The sequence below is a fragment of the Salipiger sp. HF18 genome (genome assembly GCF_011806505.1).
GTDB classification, from domain to species: domain Bacteria; phylum Pseudomonadota; class Alphaproteobacteria; order Rhodobacterales; family Rhodobacteraceae; genus Salipiger; species Salipiger thiooxidans.
Genome location: NZ_JAATOS010000061.1, coordinates 1 through 15,756 on the forward strand (window position 1 = coordinate 1; position 15,756 = coordinate 15,756).

Below are 15,756 nucleotides of genomic sequence, written 5' to 3' on the forward strand. Positions count from 1 at the left end.
CGGCCAGAACGCGCGCGCCACCGGCAAGCTCGCCGAGCTTGCGGACGGGCGCTACACCGCCGGGTTCCGCCCCAACCACCTCGAGATCAGCCAGCACGCGCCCGATGCCATGCGCTTCACCGCTGAGCTGCTGGTGACCGAGCTGACCGGGTCCGAGACCTTCATCCACCTCGATCACCACGGCGCGCGCTGGGTGGGGCTGGTGCATGGCGTGCACGAGCTGACGCTGGGGGCGCCGCTCGACCTCTGGCTCGACCCGCGCCACGTCTACATCTTCAGCGAGGCAGGCGACCTTGTCGCCCCCGCCGCCTACGCGCTGGCTGCCTGAGGGGAACCGGGACATGGCCAAGATCACGCTCGACAACCTCGCGCATTCCTACCTCGCCAACCCGGCGTCGGAGGATGACTACGCGCTCAAGGAGATGACCCACGACTGGGACGACGGCGGCGCCTACGCGCTGCTGGGCTCGTCCGGCTGCGGGAAATCCACCCTGCTCAACATCATCTCGGGGCTGCTGCAGCCGTCGCAGGGGCGCATCCTCTTCGACGGCAAGGACGTCACCCACGCGCCCACCGCCGAGCGCAACATCGCGCAGGTGTTCCAGTTCCCGGTGGTCTACGACACGATGACCGTACAGGAAAATCTCGCCTTCCCGCTGCGCAACCGCGGCCGGGACGAGACCTATGTCGCGAGCCGGGTGCAGGAGATCGCCCGGATGATCGGCATGGAGGACATGCTGCGCAAGAAGGCGCGCGGCCTCACCGCCGATGCCAAGCAGAAGATCAGCCTCGGGCGCGGCATGGTGCGCAAGGACGTGAACGCGCTGCTCTTCGACGAGCCGCTGACGGTGATCGACCCGCACATGAAGTGGGAGCTCCGGACCCAGCTCAAGAAGCTGCACCACGATTTCGGTCACACCATGATCTACGTGACCCACGACCAGACCGAGGCGCTGACCTTCGCCGACAAGGTGGTGGTGATGTACGACGGCCGCGTGGTGCAGATCGGTACGCCCGAAGAGCTTTTCGAGCGGCCCGAACACACCTTCGTGGGCTATTTCATCGGCTCGCCGGGGATGAACGTGATCCCCGCCAAGGTCGAGGGCCGCAGCGCCTACGTCAACGGCGCGCAGATGGCGCTTGGTCACGGCTACGGCGCGCTCGACGGCAAGGTCGAGATCGGCGTCCGGCCCGAGTTCGCCCGGCTGAGCCAGTCCGACGGCCTGCCCATCAAGGTGCGCCGGGTCGAGGACGCCGGCCGCCACAAGATCATCCGGGCCGAGTTCTTCGGCCACGGCATCAACATCATCGCGGGCGAGGACGACCGCATCAGCGCCGACATGAACCGCGTGAGCTTCGACGCGGCACACGTGAACGTCTACCGCAACGACTGGCGGGTGAAGGGAGACGCGGCATGAACACGTTTCCCCTCCGCACGGCGCAACTCGAGGAGGCCGCCCGATGAACAAGACCGTCAATCACAAGGCCTGGTTTCTCGTCCTGCCGGTGCTGGTCCTCGTGGCCTTCTCGGCGGTGATCCCTCTGATGACCGTGGTCAACTACTCGGTGCAGGACACCTTCGGGAACAACCAGTTCTTCTGGGCCGGGCTCGAATGGTTCGAGGAGATGCTGCACGACGACCGCATGTGGAACGCGCTGCAGCGGCAGCTGATGTTCTCGGGCATCATTCTTGCCATCGAGGTGCCGCTGGGCATCTTCGTGGCGCTCAACATGCCCAAGTCCGGGTTCTGGGCGTCGTTCTGCCTTGTCCTCATGTCGCTGCCGCTGCTGATCCCGTGGAACGTGGTCGGCACCATCTGGCAGGTCTTCGGCCGCGTTGACATCGGCCTCTTGGGCCACACGCTCGAGGCGCTCGGGATCGACTACAACTACACCCAGAACACGGTCGCGGCGTGGATCACCATCGTGGTGATGGACGTCTGGCACTGGACCTCGCTGGTGGCGCTGCTGGCCTATGCCGGTCTCAAGTCGATCCCCGACGCCTATTACCAGGCCGCCAAGATCGATCAGGCCAGCCGCTGGAAGGTGTTCCGCTATATCGAGCTGCCGAAGATGGCGGGCGTGCTGATGATCGCCATCCTGCTGCGCTTCATGGACAGCTTCATGATCTACACCGAGCCCTTCGTCGTCACCGGGGGCGGCCCCGGCAACGCCACCACGCTTCTGTCCATTGACCTCGTGAAGATGGCGCTGGGACAGTTCGACCTCGGCCCCGCTGCCGCCTTCTCGATCATGTACTTCCTCGTGATCCTGCTGATCTCCTGGGTGTTCTACACCATCATGACCAATCTCGACAAAAAGGGGATGTGAGATGACCGACGCCACCGTTTCCAGCCCCGCCCCGACCCGCGCCCGCAGTTTTCCGAAGGTGAACTCGCGCGCGGTGGTGATGGCGATCTACCTGATCTTCCTGCTCCTGCCGATCTACTGGCTGGTGAACATGAGCCTGAAGACCAACAACGAGATCCTCGGCTCCTTCACCCTCTGGCCGCGCGACCTGACCTTTGCCAACTACGTCACGATCCTCACCGATCCGGCGTGGTACATGGGCTACGTCAACACGCTCATCTACGTGGTGATGAACACGGTGATCTCGCTCAGCGTGGCGCTACCCGCGGCCTACGCCTTCTCGCGCTACCACTTCATGGGCGACAAGCACCTGTTCTTCTGGCTGCTGACCAACCGCATGGCCCCGCCCGCGGTCTTCGCCCTGCCCTTCTTCCAGCTCTATTCCTCGGTCGGGCTCTTCGACACCCATATCGCGGTGGCGCTGGCACATTGCCTGTTCAACGTGCCGCTGGCGGTGTGGATCCTCGAGGGCTTCATGCGCGGCGTGCCCAAGGAGATCGACGAGACCGCCTATATCGACGGCTACAGCTTCGGCGGCTTTTTCGTGAAGATCTTCATGCCGCTGATCTCGTCGGGCATCGGCGTCGCGGCGTTCTTCTGCTTCATGTTCAGCTGGGTCGAGCTGCTGCTGTCGCGCACGCTCACCACGGTCAACGCCAAGCCCATCGCCGCCACCATGACCCGCACCGTCGGCGCGGCCGGCGTCGACTGGGGCGTGCTTGCCGCCGCGGGGGTGCTCACCATCGTGCCCGGCGCGCTCGTGATCTACTTCGTCCGCAACTACATCGCCAAGGGCTTCGCCCTCGGGCGGGTCTGAGAGGAGACGCTCATGGACTGGATGGCATGGACCTGGCCCACCGCGGCCTTCTTCGCGACCATCGCGGCGCTGCTCGTCGTCTTCACGGTGCTGGCGATCCGCTTCCCCGAGACGCCGCGCATGGGTGTGCTCAGGATCGAGACCACCCGGGGCGATCGGCTCTTCATCACTCTGCTGGGATCGGCCTTCATCAATCTCGCCTGGCTCGGCCTCGTCGGGCAGGCACAACCCGCGGCCCTGATCGTCTGCCTGATCTACGCAGGCGCGGTCTTCCGCTGGGTCTGAGGGCGCGCGGGCCGGAGGAGGCCCGCCCCCGGAACACACACAAACGGTTCAGATAAGGGAGGAAACCATGAACCTGAAGACAACGACATCCATGGCGCTCGCGCTCGGCCTGCTGACAGGCCCGGCCTGGTCGGACATGGACGCGGCGAAAGCGTTCCTCGACGCCGAGATCGGCGACCAGTCGACGCTGACCCGCGAGGAGCAGGAAGCCGAGATGCAGTGGTACATCGATGCGGCCCAGCCCTTCGCCGGCATGGAGATCAAGGTCGTCTCCGAGACCATCACCACGCATGAATACGAAAGCCAGGTGCTTGCCCCGGCCTTCGAGAAGATCACCGGCATCAAGATCACCCACGACCTCATCGGCGAGGGCGACGTGGTCGAGAAGCTGCAGACCCAGATGCAGTCGGGCGAGAACATCTACGACGCCTACGTGAACGACTCCGACCTCATCGGCACCCACTGGCGCTACCAGCAGGTGCGCAACCTGACCGACTGGATGGATCAGGAAGGCGCCGACGTCACCAGCCCGACGCTGGACCTCGAGGACTTCATCGGCACCCAGTTCACCACCGCGCCCGACGGCAAGCTCTACCAGCTGCCCGACCAGCAGTTCGCCAACCTCTACTGGTTCCGCTACGACTGGTTCACCGATCCCGACATCATGGCCGAGTTCAAGGAGAAGTACGGCTACGATCTCGGCGTTCCGGTCAACTGGTCGGCCTACGAGGACATCGCCGAGTTCTTCACCGGCCGCGACATCGACGGCGTCGAGGTCTACGGCTCGATGGACTACGGCAAGAAGGACCCCTCGCTCGGCTGGCGCTACACCGACGCGTGGATGTCTATGGCCGGCATGGGCGACAAGGGCGAGCCGAACGGCCTCCCGGTCGACGAATGGGGCATCCGGGTGAACGAGAACTCGCAGCCCGTGGGCGCCTGCATGGCGCGCGGCGGCGCGGCCAACAGCCCTGCGGCCGTCTACGCGGTCGAGAAGGCCATCGAGTGGCTGAACAAGTACTCGCCGCCCTCGGCCATGGGCATGACCTTCTCCGAGGCCGGTCCGGTCCCCGGACAGGGCAACATCGCGCAGCAGATGTTCATGTACACCACCTTCGTGGCCCCGCTCGTGGACAGCGCCGAGGTGATGAACGAGGACGGCACGCCCAAGTGGCGCCTCGCCCCCTCGCCGCACGGCGTCTACTGGGAAGACGGCATGAAGGTCGGCTACCAGGACGTGGGCTCGTGGACGCTGATGAAATCCACCCCCGAGGACCGCGCCAAGGCCGCATGGCTCTACGCGCAGTTCGTCACCTCCAAGACCGTGGACGTGAAGAAGAGCCACGTCGGCCTCACCTTCATCCGCGAGAGCACGATCCAGCACGACAGCTTCAGCGAGCGCGCCGCCAAGCTCGGCGGCCTGGTGGAATTCTACCGCTCGCCCGACCGCGTGCGCTGGTCGCCCACCGGCACCAACGTTCCGGACTATCCGAAGCTGGCGCAGCTGTGGTGGCAGAACATCGGTGATGCCATGTCCGGCGCCAAGTCGGCGCAGGACGCGCTCGACAGCCTCTGCTCGGACATGGAGCGCGTGATGGAGCGTCTCGAGCGTGCCGGCATCCAGGGCGACTTGGGCCCGGTCATGAACGAGGAAAAGGACGCCGAGGAATGGCTGTCGATGGAAGGCTCGCCGAAGCCCGCCATCGAGAACGAGCGCGAGGAGCCGAAGACCGTCTCTTACGACGAGCTCGTGGCCTCCTGGCAGTAAGCTCCGGCGGTTCGGGGCGGGCGCCTGTGCCTGCTCCGGCCTGAACGACCCTTGCGGCGCGCGCCACCGGCGGGCGCCGTTTCTGTTTCCGTTCCTTGCGGGCTGACCCCGGTGCCGTTTGCCAGCACGAGACCCCGCCCGGCAGGTCATCGGCGCGGCTGAGCCCGCACCTCCCAGAGGCGCCTCACCCGGCGAACGTCCAGCGCGCGCCTCCGTGCCCCCCGCGCCCTGATCATATCCGCGCGCTCCAACGCCCCCGATTCGGCGACGAATTGCCTCGACCGCGGCCTCTTGACCCCTCGAGATGCCTGCTTGCCGGGCATCGGCGCACGGTATGCAACGGCACACGTTACCGCGAGTTAACATCTTGGTGTAAAACCGCTTTCCACGCGGGTCGCGACGATCTCCGGGCTGGCACCCCAGGGGGAAACCCAATAGGTCCGGACGCATCGGGAGGAGCGTCTGGAACGACCCGAAAGTACGATACCCATGGAACAGAAACATCGCGTCGTGGTTGTCGGGGGCGGATTTGGCGGCATCGCCTGCGTCCGGTCCCTGAAAGCGAAGGACGTCGAGATCACCCTCGTCGATCAGCGCAACCACCACCTCTTCCAGCCCCTGCTCTACCAGGTGGCGACCACCATCCTGCCCACCTCCGAGATCGCCTGGCCGATCCGCGGCCTGCTCCGCGACCGCGAGGACGTGCGCACGCTAATGGCCGAGGTCGAGGCCGTGGACCAGGACAACCGGCGCGTCCATTTCTCCGACGGCGGCTCGGTCGAGTACGACACGCTGGTGCTCGCCACCGGCGCGCGCCACAGCTATTTCGGCAACGACGACTGGGAGACCGCCGCGCCCGGGCTCAAGACGCTCGAGGACGCAACGGCGATCCGGCGCCGGGTGCTTTCGGCCTTCGAGGCGGCCGAACGGTCCGACGATCCCAGGGAGCGCGAGGCGCTGCTGACCTTCGCCGTGGTCGGCGCGGGCCCGACCGGGGTCGAGCTGGTGGGCATCATCGCGGAACTCGCGCAGACCTCGCTCGTGCGCGAGTTCCGCAACATCGACACCCGTCAGGCCCGCGTGCTGCTGGTCGAGGCCGGGCCGCGCGTCCTGCCCGCCTTCCCCGAATCGCTGTCGGACTACGCGGCCGGCGCGCTGAAGCGGCTCGGTGTCGAGGTGCGCACCGGCACGCCGGTGACCCATTGCGACCCCGAGGGCATCACGCTGGGCACCGAGCACATCCCCGCGCGCACCGCGATCTGGGCCGCCGGGGTCAAGGCCTCGCGCGCGGCGCAGTGGCTGGGCGTCGCGGGCGACCGTGCCGGGCGGGTTCCGGTGACCGAGGACCTGACGCTCGAAGGCCACCCCGAGATCTTCGTGGTCGGCGACACCGCCGCGGCAACCAACGCCGACGGCAAGCCGGTGCCGGGCATCGCGCCCGCCGCCAAGCAGCAGGGCGAGTTCGTGGCCCGCAAGCTGAAGGCCCGGTTCGGGCTCCGGCGCGATCCGGGCCGCTTCGTCTACCGCCACCAGGGCAGCCTCGCCACCATCGGGCGCAAGGCCGCGGTGGCCGACTTCGGCCGCATCCGGCTGAAGGGCGCGCTTGCGTGGTGGGTCTGGGGCATCGCCCACATCTACTTCCTCATTGGCACCCGCAACCGCATGGCGGTGGCGCTGAGCTGGCTCTGGTCCCACGCCTCGGGCCAGAAGAGCGCCCGCCTCATCACGCAGGGCAAGCAGGGGATCGCGGTACCGCGCAGCAGCGTCGCGGAGTGAGCTCCTCCTGAGCCTGTTGAACACCAGACGCACCGCAGGCCCCCTGCGGTGCGTTTTGCGTCTCTGCGCGCCTGTGGGGCGCGGGCAGTCGGGGTAAGGCCCGCGTCGGGCAGGCTCCGTAGAGAGCTTCTCACCCGCGAGCGCCCCTGCGGCGCGCCCCAGGCACCAACCGCGCCTCGCCCCTAGTCTCGCGCGTTAACCAAATATAGCGAAATTCGCATTGATGATTATTTTGACCGGGCGTAAGCTCTACCAATGGTTGTTCTGAGTACGGACTCTCTAACGCCCACCAAAACGAGTCGTGTTCCCGGTCACCGGCGCGCGCCGGCCGCACCGGACAACGGGCGCATCGCGGTCGGCCCCGGTACCCCAGGGAAAAGAAGCCCGGAACCGGGCTGTCACTGTAGTAACGGGAGGAGAATGGGTCATGGATTGCGTAAGGAGCATCACGTTCGTCATTCCAGGGGTGGATGGCGGACCGGATATCCAGGTCACTGCGGTCGAGGTCGACGGCACCATCGAGTTCACCCTTGAGGTGCTGCCGGGATATGAAGGGGAGGTCGGCGATATCCGCGGCCTGTTCTTCAATCTCAACGACGATTCGAAACTGATGAACTCGTCGGCGTTCGGCGTCGACGTGACGGACTACCAGACCGGGGACGTCATCGACCTCGGGCATGGCGCCAACATGCACGGCGCGGCGGATCCCTACGATGCCGGCGTCGAGTTCGGCGGCCCGGGGATCGGCAAAAACAAGGGCGACGTCCAGCTGACGAGTTTCACCCTGTCCAACGAGGCCGGGGACCTTACGCTGGACGACATCGCGCAGGTCGAGTTCGGCGTGCGGGTGACCAGCATCGGCGCGCCGGGCGGCGGACGCGGCCGCTCGGCCAAGATGGTCACGCTGGCGCCCGCGGCGCCGGATGCGATGGACGATTCCTACAGCATCTTCGAGGACGGCGCCTCGGGGCTCGACGACCCCTCCGACACGGCGGTGGGCGTGCTGTTCTCGGTGCTCGACAATGACACCGACGCGGATGGCGACACGCTGACCATCACCGACGCCTTCGGCGCCATGCACGGCGCCGTGCAGATCGTCGACGGCGACGACCCCGACCTGCTGCCGGGCGACGCGCTGCTCTACACGCCCGACACCGACTACGCCGGGGCCGACAGCTTCACCTACTGCATCTCGGACGGCAACGGCGGCACCGACTACGCCACCGTGAACGTCTGGGTCGAGGCGGTCGCGGACGTTCCCGAGGTCTCGATCATCGCCTCGGCCACGTCCAACGTGCACGAGGTGCATCTGCAGGTCATCGCGACCGAGACCGACGACGACAACTCGGAGTTCATCGCCAGCCTCGTCAGCAGCGCGGTGCCGTTCGGGGTCACCCTCAACACGCTCGGCACGGTGACCACCACGGACTACGTCTCGCGGTCCTACCTGCTCACCCTGCCGGACGCGGATTTCGACTTCGACCTGACCTTCACCGCCACCTCGCAGGAGCTGTCCAATGGCGACACCGAAACAGGTCAGGCGACGATCAACGTCGCCTCCGCCTATGACCTGACCGCGGGCGCGATCGACTTCACCGCGACCGACCAGAGCATCTGGGATTCCGGGGCGGCCTTCGTCTTCGACCCGGACATCCCGTTCCTCGGGCTCGATGTGGCCGACAGCGGCAACTGGGGCGGCGACGTGCTTGGCGGCAGCTGGTTCTACGACATCCGCGTCGGGCTCGAGCAGGAGCTGCTGCTCGAGGGCGGCTCGGTGGACGTCACCGTGCCCTACGACATCTCGGTCGAGGCCTTCTACAACCTCACCACCGACGTGCTGCAGCTCGACCCGACGGTGGCGCTGGCAGGCGGCGGCTTCATGACCGACGGGCCGTCCCTGAGCTACATGCTGGACCTGATCCTCGAGATTGCCGTCGGCACCTCGCTCGAGATCGCCGGGTTCAGCGCCTTCAGCCCAAGCATCAACGAGAACGGCAGCCAGTCGCTGATCGACTACGACAGCGAGACCTCGCCGCCGTTCGAGATCGGAGACAGCGACGACGCCCTCTCGGCCACGCTGGCATGGCCCGAGCTCGACGTCACCGGCACCTCGTCCGGGGGCGGGATCTTCGAGGGTGACGGCGCCTCGAACAACGTGCTGCAGCTCAACCTCGACGCGGATCAGGCCATCGCCGACCTGTTCTTCGGCGGGGTGAATCCGTTCGACCTCGGGATCGACTTCTTCAGCGATTTCTGGGAGACGGGCGTCGAGGCCGGGATCGAGCTTCTGGACCTCGATCTCTTCGCCGGGCTGAACTTCCTGCAGGACTTCGTGCTCGATGCCGGCGACATCGTCGCGGACATCGTGTTCGAGAACGGCGACACCTTCGAGTTCAACCTCGCCGGCGCGACCCAGTACGGCAATGCCAGCCAGTACGACGACAACGGCGACGGCATGGTCGAATACGAGCTGGTCTTCGAGGCCGAGGGCGAGACCTTCTCGAACGACACCGATCTCAACATCAACGTAGGCTACAGCCTCGCCCTGCTCGAGGGCTTCTACCGCGCCGGCGTGCTGGGTGCGGTGGCGGAAGGCTCCTTCGGCCCGGTCTATTCGACCGGAGCGCAGGCGGACCTCGTGCAGTTCGACGTGTTCTCGAACGAATTCGCACTCGACCTCAGCAGCGACTCGCTCGATTTCGCGATCGGCTGAGGTTCAGGGCCGGGGTCGGGCCGCCGCGCAGACGGTGTCTCGGCCCCGGTCCCCGCATCGAAAACCGGCGCATGTCGGCAGGGCCGTGGCGGGGCAATCCCGCCGCGTGCCAGTCCAGCAGAACCATTCGTGTACGAAAAACACACCACTCCCCTCGATCTCGAAGGATCACAGCGAAACTATTGTTTTGCTTGGGAGTAGTGGTGCCCAGGAGAGGACTCGAACCTCCACGGCCGTTAAGCCACTGGTACCTGAAACCAGCGCGTCTACCAATTCCGCCACCTGGGCACAGGTGGTGTGAGGCAGGCGTTTACGCGGCCCGCGAGATGGTGTCAACGACCTTTTTTCGGTTTGTTTTCCATCCGCCCCCACGGCACCTTGCCGCGACCCCGTCAGGCCGGTATTCAAGACCTCGGAACCTCGCAGCAGGAGCACGGCCATGAGCAAACTCGTCACCATCTACGGCGGATCCGGCTTTGTTGGGCGCTACGTCGCGCGTCGCATGGCCAAGCTTGGCTGGCGTGTCCGTGTCGCGGTGCGCCGCCCCAACGAAGCGATCTTCGTGAAGCCCTACGGCGTTGTCGGCCAGGTGGAGCCGGTGCTCTGCAACATCCGCGACGACGACTCGGTGCGCGCCGTCATGCAGGGCGCAGACGCGGTGGTGAACTGCGTGGGCAGCTTCGATGCCAAGGGCAAGAACAGCTTCGACGCGGTGCAGCACGAGGGGGCCGAGCGCATTGCCCGGATCGCCGCCGAACAGGGCGTGGCGCGCATGGTGCAGATCTCGGCCATCGGCGCCGACGCGGACAGCGCCAGTAGCTATGCCCGCACCAAGGCGCTTGGCGAGCAAGCGGTGCTCAAGCACATGCCCGACGCCGTGATCCTGCGTCCCTCGGTGATCTTCGGGCCGGACGACCAGTTCTTCAACCGCTTCGCTTCTATGTCCCGCATGGGCCCCGTGCTGCCGCTGGTGGGCGCCGACACGAAATTCCAGCCGGTCTATGTCGACGACGTCGCCCACGCGGCGGTGATGGGCGTCACCGGCGAGGCCGCTCCCGGCGTCTACGAGCTTGGCGGCCCGGATGCGGAAAGCTTCCGCGACCTGATCGGCCAGATGCTGTCGGTGATCCGTCGCCGCCGGTTCGTGGCCAACATCCCCTTCGGCCTCGCCTCGATCATGGGGTGGAGCTTCGAGCTTCTGCAGACCCTGACCGGCGGGCTCTTCAAGGCACAGATCACCCGCGATCAGGTGAAGTCGCTGCGCCACGACAACGTGGTCTCGGACGGTGCCGAGGGCTTCAAGGAACTCGGCATCGCGCCCACCTCGATGGAGGCGGTGCTGCCCGACTACCTGTGGCGCTTCCGCCCTTCCGGGCAATACGACGCCATCAAGGAATCCGCCCGGAACCTGCGGATGGAATGAGCCGGCGCGCCAGGCGGCGCGCCCTCTCGGGCTCGACTCTCCAGCAGCAGGCGACCTCGTAGGCAAGCGCCGCGCGGCGCTGCCGGACGCTCTGGCGGGCTCCCAGTGGGGAGAGGTCGAGAAACAGGTGGTCGGCCCGCGAATCGTCCCAGTCCACCAGCGCCGGCCCGTTCGGGGTCAGGATGACGTTGCCGGGGTTCAGGTCCCCATGCACGAGGCCTGCGGGCTCTGACGCCACCGCGAGAAACGCGGCAAGGATCGCCTGCGCCAGTCGACGCGGCATCGCCCATAGATTGACGTCCCCGCCCCTGCCCTCGCGCAGCAGCGCCACCATCCCCGGCACGCCGGGCCGCGGTGCCCCCCCCCCGCGACAGCCGGTGAAACGCCACGATCCGGGGCGCCCGCTCCTGCAGATCACGCGCCGAAGCACCCGGCCCCGGCAGGACCCGCTCGGCCGTCCAGCCGCCCGAAACCAGCAGCCCCGAAAGCGCGGGGACCGGCTCGGGCACGATCAGCCCTGCCGCGCGGGCGCGGGCATGAACGGGCGCGAGCCAGCGCAGGGCCGGTTCGGCGCGGTTGGTGCTCTTGATGACGAGATCGTCGCAGCGCCAGACCGCATGCCGGGCGCCCACCCCGCAGGGAACGAGCGGCACGGAGCGGCCCCAGCGTGCCGGGTCGGGCAGGCCCGCCCTCAGCACGCGTTCAATGCGGGCGCTTCAGCTGCGACAGAAGCGCGGCGTTGCGGCAGCCGGGAGGCGGCAGGCTGGCGATGCCGGTCTGGCTGCCGAGCCAGCCCTCGCAGGCCTCGACCAGGGCGCAGCCCCGGCAACAGGTAACCATCTGGGCATACTGGGCCGGATCGAGCCGGCCCATGTGCATCTCCTCCGACAGGTTCAGCCCCATGACGCGAGCGACGCTGCGCGTCATCCAGAAATGCCTTGCGGGATCTCCAAGCGTCTGCGTCATCGTCTTTACTCCCCGAGCAGCTCCTGCAGGGCTGCGAAATGCGCGCGGTTCACGCAATCTTCCGGCGTGTCGCGCAGGGCGTCCTCGGGCCGGTCGAGCCAGCGCTGGCAGCCGTCGGTCCATTTGCAGCCGCGGCAGCGCTGGACCATCCCGGCCCAGTCTTCCTGTGTCAGAATGCCGGCATCGGTGGCCAGCACGAGATCGGTTCCGTTCGCCTGGGCCATGCGCTGCACGAGCCAGTAATGCTCTTGCGGGTCACCGAGCGGCTGATGGGGCCGGGTGTCGAACATCTTGTCGTCCTCCTCTGCCATGCGTCAGGTATCGCGCAGGTTTTCGAAGAGCGCGGCGTTCCGGCAGTAGTCCGGCGCGTCGGGAGCGGTCTCGGCCTGCGCGCCGAGCCATTGCTCGCAGGCACAGGGCTGGGTGCAGCCGGTGCAGTTCAGCACCGCGTCCTCGAGCTGCGACAGGGACAGCCGCCCCCGCATCATCTGTTCCTCGAGATCGAGGCCCAGTGTGGTGGCCATGTGGTCGACAAGCATCGCGTGCCGTTTGAAGTCGGTTGCGCCAGGCATCTGAACATCCCCCAAGGGTAGCTGTCTCTCATGAGACAAAGCCTAGCAGGGCGGCTGCCCGCTGCCCTTGATGCAGGTCAACGTGGCCGGGAGCGCTCAGTTCGTCGCGGCGTAGGCCGCGGCGGTGCGGCGGACGATGGCGATTCGGGCAGAGTTCGGCGGGTGCGTCCCCAGGAAGCGGTCGCCCGGGTCGGGGATGCGCATGAAGAACTCGGCCCCCCGCACCGGGTCGTAGCCCGCCATCATGGTGAGGATGGTGCCAAGCTGGTCGGCCTCGAGCTCGTATTCCTTGGAGAAGGTCCGCGCGCCCACGCTGGCCCCGAACTCTTCTGCCGAGCGCACGTCTGCGGCGGTGGCACCGGACATGGAGGCGATCCCCGAGAAGATCAGCGCACCCACGGCGGCGTCCTCCTCGACCCGCGCGAGGTGGCCGAGGATGTGGTGCGACGATTCGTGGCCCATGACAAAGGCCAGTTCGTCGGCGTTCTCGACCGAGGCGATCAGCGGGATGTTGAAGGCAAGGATCGGACGGCCGTTGCGGTCGAGCGTCTGGAAGGCGTTGGGCTCGTCGCCCATGCGGTCGTCCACGACGATCAGGAAATCGCAGTTCAGCCCGGAGGTCAGGCGCCGACACTCGGATTCCACCACCGGCTCGAGCGTGCTCGCGACCTCGACAAACTGCCGCGTCGCGCGCTCGGCCTCGCGCGCCTCGGGCGAGCCGGACGCCTGTCCACCCGGCGGAGTGGCGATGGGCACGGCCTCGCAGGCGGCAAGCAGGACAAGGGCGAGATAGAGAAATCGACGCATGGGGGCTGGGGTTCTCCGGTGCCGGGAAGCGGGCGTTCGCCTTCAGCATAGGCGGGCGAACCCTCCCGCGCCAGAGTCACGCGATCACTGCGCGCGAGGGTGGGTCTTTTCGGTATGGGCACGGCAAAACAGCTGCGCTAGGCTTGCCTCATGTTCAGCATCGAGCACGAATTCGACGCCACGGTCGTCACCCTCGTCGACGAGGGCAGCACCTATCTGCAGGAAGACGTGATCGTCTCGGGGTTCGAGGATTGCGTCACGGTCGAGCAATACGACCCGCGCACCGACAGCGTCCAGAAGATCACCCTGTCCATGACCCAGATGCGCGATCTCGCCGCCGCGATCTCTCTGCCCGAAGGCGTCTACGTCCGCGACGAGGACTGAGTTCGCGCGCGAACAGGGTCAGGGATCGATCCGGAAGACCTTGTCGCGCGACGTCGCGCCCTGGATCAGGGTCAGCCGCGATTTCGGTACGCCAAGCGCCTTGGCCAGCAGCTTGGCGACGGCGGCATTGGCCTTGCCGTCCTCGGGCACCGTGGTCACCAGAACCCTGAGCTGATCGCCCTCCTCGCGGATCTCGTTGCGCGAGGCGCGGGGCGTCACCCGCAGCGCCAGCGTCGCTCCGGGCACCGCGAGATGGGCAAGGGTCGCCTTCGCCATGATCGGGCTCCGTGTCGCGTCGTTCCGGGCGGGCTTAGCAGCCACCGCCCCGGGCGGCAACGCGGGCGGTTGAATCCCCCGCCCCAAAGCCTGACATATGACCTCGACGAACGATGGAGACCTGCATGCCCACACCGAACCCCGCGGCGATGGAATTCCTGCTGAGCCGCCGCTCGCGCCCGGCCAAGACCCTCACCGGTCCCGCCCCCGACCGCGCGGCGCTGATGCCGATCCTGACCGCCGCCGCGCGCAGCCCGGACCACGGCAAGCTCGAGCCGTGGCGCTTCGTCGTGCTTGAGGGCGCGGCGCTGGAGCGGCTCGCCGCCGCCGCGCTGGCCCGGGGCGAGGCGCTGGGGCTCGACCCGGACGTGGCCGCCAAGGGGCAGAAGCAGTTCGCCGACAGCCATCTCTGCGTCGCGGTGATCGAATCGCCCAAGGAAAGCCCGAAGATCCCCGCGATCGAGCAGACCTATTCCGCCGGCGCCGTCTGCCTCGGCCTCCTGAACGCGGCACTGGCGAGCGGCTGGGGCGCCAACTGGCTGACCGGCTGGATCGCCGAGGACCGCCCCTTCGTCGAGGACGAGCTCGGCCTCGCTCCGCACGAGCGCATCGCGGGCTTCCTGCACCTCGGGACCGAGACCTCGGCCCCGCCCGACCGCCCGCGCCCGGATCTCGACGCCATCACCGAGTGGGTGTCGCAGTGATTCCGGCCGCGTTCCTCGCCGCGATCGGCCAGCTTGGCGACCCGCGCTTCCAGCGGGTGCTGCTCAAGGGGCTGGGCATCACGGTCGCGATCTTCATCGCGGTCTACGTGGTCTTCGTGCAGGTGGTGGGCTGGTTCCTCGGGGACAGCGTCTCGCTGCCGTGGATCGGCTCGGTGACCTGGGTCGACGACGCGATCAGCTGGGGCGCCATCCCGCTCATGCTGCTGCTCTCGGTGTTCCTGATGGTGCCCGTTGCCTCAGCCATCACCGGCATCTTCCTCGACGACGTGGCACAGGCGGTGGAGGACAGGCACTACCCGGCGCTCGGCCCGGCAAACGAGCTGTCGCTGATGGAGAACATCCGGGATTCGATCGGATTTCTGGGGGTGCTCATCCTCGCCAACATCGTGGCGCTGGTGCTCTACCTGCTCTTCGCGCCGCTTGCGCCGTTCATCTTCTGGGGGCTGAACGGCTACCTGCTCGGGCGGGAATACTTCACGCTGGCGGCGATCCGGCGGGTCGGGCGCGATGGTGCCACGCAGCTGCGCAAGCGCCATTTCGTCACGATCTGGATCGCCGGCGTGCTTATGGTTGTGCCGCTGACCATCCCGCTGGTGAACCTGCTGGTGCCGATCCTCGGTGCCGCCACCTTCACCCACCTGTTCCACAGGCTCCAGTCACGCTCCGTCACCGCCTGACCCAACGGTCAGGCCGCAGAGCGAAGGGCCCGTCAGTCGAGAGACGACGGGCCCATCCGGTTGAACATCCAGCCGTCGATGTCGCGCACGGTGACCCACCCCGAGAGGATGACGCCCGCGATGATCGCCCACACCACCAGCGCGATGCCGGTGGTGATGAGCGCCTTGCGACGGAGGTTGTGTACCTCGGGGCTGCT

The 15,756-nt window shown here is 67.1% G+C and carries 19 protein-coding genes and 1 tRNA gene; 12 read left to right on the top strand and 8 right to left on the bottom strand.

The window, feature by feature from the left end; all coding sequences use genetic code 11:
• The 8 genes from HC022_RS08320 to HC022_RS08355 form a co-directional block, all read left to right on the top strand.
• On the top strand, nt 1-328 hold a 328-nt coding region (locus HC022_RS08320; protein WP_167452104.1), incomplete at its 5' end, for a TOBE domain-containing protein.
• Nucleotides 329-341: 13 nt separating this feature from the next.
• Nucleotides 342-1,418 carry an ABC transporter ATP-binding protein gene (locus HC022_RS08325; protein WP_167452105.1) on the top strand — a complete coding sequence of 359 codons (1,077 nt, stop codon included), beginning with the start codon at nt 342-344 and terminating at the stop codon, nt 1,416-1,418.
• A 43-nt stretch (nt 1,419-1,461) separates the two neighbouring features.
• Nucleotides 1,462-2,331, top strand: a complete 870-nt coding sequence (locus HC022_RS08330) for a carbohydrate ABC transporter permease (RefSeq protein WP_008886971.1) — start codon at nt 1,462-1,464, stop codon at nt 2,329-2,331.
• A gap of 1 nt (nt 2,332) precedes the next feature.
• Nucleotides 2,333-3,187, top strand: coding sequence for a carbohydrate ABC transporter permease (locus tag HC022_RS08335; protein WP_008887270.1), 855 nt, complete (start codon nt 2,333-2,335; stop codon nt 3,185-3,187).
• Between the two features lie 12 nt (nt 3,188-3,199).
• The gene (locus HC022_RS08340) at nt 3,200-3,472 is read left to right on the top strand and encodes a DUF2160 domain-containing protein (RefSeq protein ID WP_089958036.1); all 273 of its coding nucleotides are present in this window, start codon (nt 3,200-3,202) and stop codon (nt 3,470-3,472) included.
• A 67-nt stretch (nt 3,473-3,539) separates the two neighbouring features.
• Nucleotides 3,540-5,240: an ABC transporter substrate-binding protein gene (locus HC022_RS08345; protein ID WP_175583505.1), complete on the top strand. Its 1,701-nt coding sequence runs from the start codon at nt 3,540-3,542 to the stop codon at nt 5,238-5,240.
• Nucleotides 5,241-5,729: 489 nt separating this feature from the next.
• The gene (locus tag HC022_RS08350; RefSeq protein ID WP_167452106.1) at nt 5,730-7,016 is read left to right on the top strand and encodes an NAD(P)/FAD-dependent oxidoreductase; all 1,287 of its coding nucleotides are present in this window, start codon (nt 5,730-5,732) and stop codon (nt 7,014-7,016) included.
• A gap of 427 nt (nt 7,017-7,443) precedes the next feature.
• On the top strand, nt 7,444-9,729 hold the full coding sequence (locus HC022_RS08355; protein WP_167452107.1) for an Ig-like domain-containing protein: 2,286 nt from the start codon (nt 7,444-7,446) through the stop codon (nt 9,727-9,729).
• Nucleotides 9,730-9,930: 201 nt separating this feature from the next.
• Here the strand turns inward: HC022_RS08355 and HC022_RS08360 are convergent.
• Nucleotides 9,931-10,017, bottom strand: a tRNA-Leu gene (locus tag HC022_RS08360).
• 151 nt (nt 10,018-10,168) lie between these two features.
• On the opposite strand from HC022_RS08360, the gene HC022_RS08365 reads away from it, so the two are divergent.
• Nucleotides 10,169-11,152 (top strand): complex I NDUFA9 subunit family protein, encoded by a 984-nt coding sequence (locus HC022_RS08365; RefSeq protein WP_167452108.1) that lies wholly within the window; start codon nt 10,169-10,171, stop codon nt 11,150-11,152.
• Here the strand turns inward: HC022_RS08365 and HC022_RS08370 are convergent.
• The 5 genes from HC022_RS08370 to HC022_RS08390 all read right to left on the bottom strand — a co-directional run bounded on the left by HC022_RS08370 (nt 11,118) and on the right by HC022_RS08390 (nt 13,497).
• Nucleotides 11,118-11,486, bottom strand: coding sequence for a phosphotransferase (locus tag HC022_RS08370; RefSeq protein ID WP_254885001.1), 369 nt, complete (start codon nt 11,484-11,486; stop codon nt 11,118-11,120). The two genes, HC022_RS08365 and HC022_RS08370, sit on opposite strands and share 35 nt — an antisense overlap.
• 368 nt (nt 11,487-11,854) lie before the next feature.
• Entirely contained in the window at nt 11,855-12,118 is a 264-nt protein-coding gene (locus tag HC022_RS08375; RefSeq protein ID WP_089958021.1) for a DUF6455 family protein, read from the bottom strand.
• Between the two features lie 5 nt (nt 12,119-12,123).
• Nucleotides 12,124-12,429 carry a DUF6455 family protein gene (locus HC022_RS08380; RefSeq protein ID WP_089958018.1) on the bottom strand — a complete coding sequence of 102 codons (306 nt, stop codon included), beginning with the start codon at nt 12,427-12,429 and terminating at the stop codon, nt 12,124-12,126.
• A gap of 3 nt (nt 12,430-12,432) precedes the next feature.
• Entirely contained in the window at nt 12,433-12,690 is a 258-nt protein-coding gene (locus HC022_RS08385) for a DUF6455 family protein (protein ID WP_167452110.1), read from the bottom strand.
• A gap of 96 nt (nt 12,691-12,786) precedes the next feature.
• Nucleotides 12,787-13,497: a M48 family metallopeptidase gene (locus HC022_RS08390; RefSeq protein WP_167452111.1), complete on the bottom strand. Its 711-nt coding sequence runs from the start codon at nt 13,495-13,497 to the stop codon at nt 12,787-12,789.
• Nucleotides 13,498-13,647: 150 nt separating this feature from the next.
• Between HC022_RS08390 and HC022_RS08395 the strand changes: the two genes are divergently transcribed.
• Nucleotides 13,648-13,881 (top strand): hypothetical protein, encoded by a 234-nt coding sequence (locus HC022_RS08395; protein WP_008886483.1) that lies wholly within the window; start codon nt 13,648-13,650, stop codon nt 13,879-13,881.
• A gap of 18 nt (nt 13,882-13,899) precedes the next feature.
• Here HC022_RS08395 and HC022_RS08400 read toward each other — a convergent pair whose 3' ends face one another.
• Nucleotides 13,900-14,157, bottom strand: a complete 258-nt coding sequence (locus tag HC022_RS08400; protein WP_089958015.1) for a DUF167 domain-containing protein — start codon at nt 14,155-14,157, stop codon at nt 13,900-13,902.
• A 125-nt stretch (nt 14,158-14,282) separates the two neighbouring features.
• On the opposite strand from HC022_RS08400, the gene HC022_RS08405 reads away from it, so the two are divergent.
• Entirely contained in the window at nt 14,283-14,861 is a 579-nt protein-coding gene (locus HC022_RS08405; RefSeq protein WP_167452112.1) for a nitroreductase, read from the top strand.
• Nucleotides 14,858-15,559, top strand: a complete 702-nt coding sequence (locus HC022_RS08410; protein WP_167452113.1) for an EI24 domain-containing protein — start codon at nt 14,858-14,860, stop codon at nt 15,557-15,559. Before HC022_RS08405 ends, HC022_RS08410 begins: the two co-directional genes overlap by 4 nt.
• Nucleotides 15,560-15,591: 32 nt before the next feature.
• Here the strand turns inward: HC022_RS08410 and HC022_RS08415 are convergent.
• Nucleotides 15,592-15,756 (bottom strand): DUF1467 family protein (locus tag HC022_RS08415; protein ID WP_167452114.1); only part of this gene is annotated, 165 nt, incomplete at its 5' end.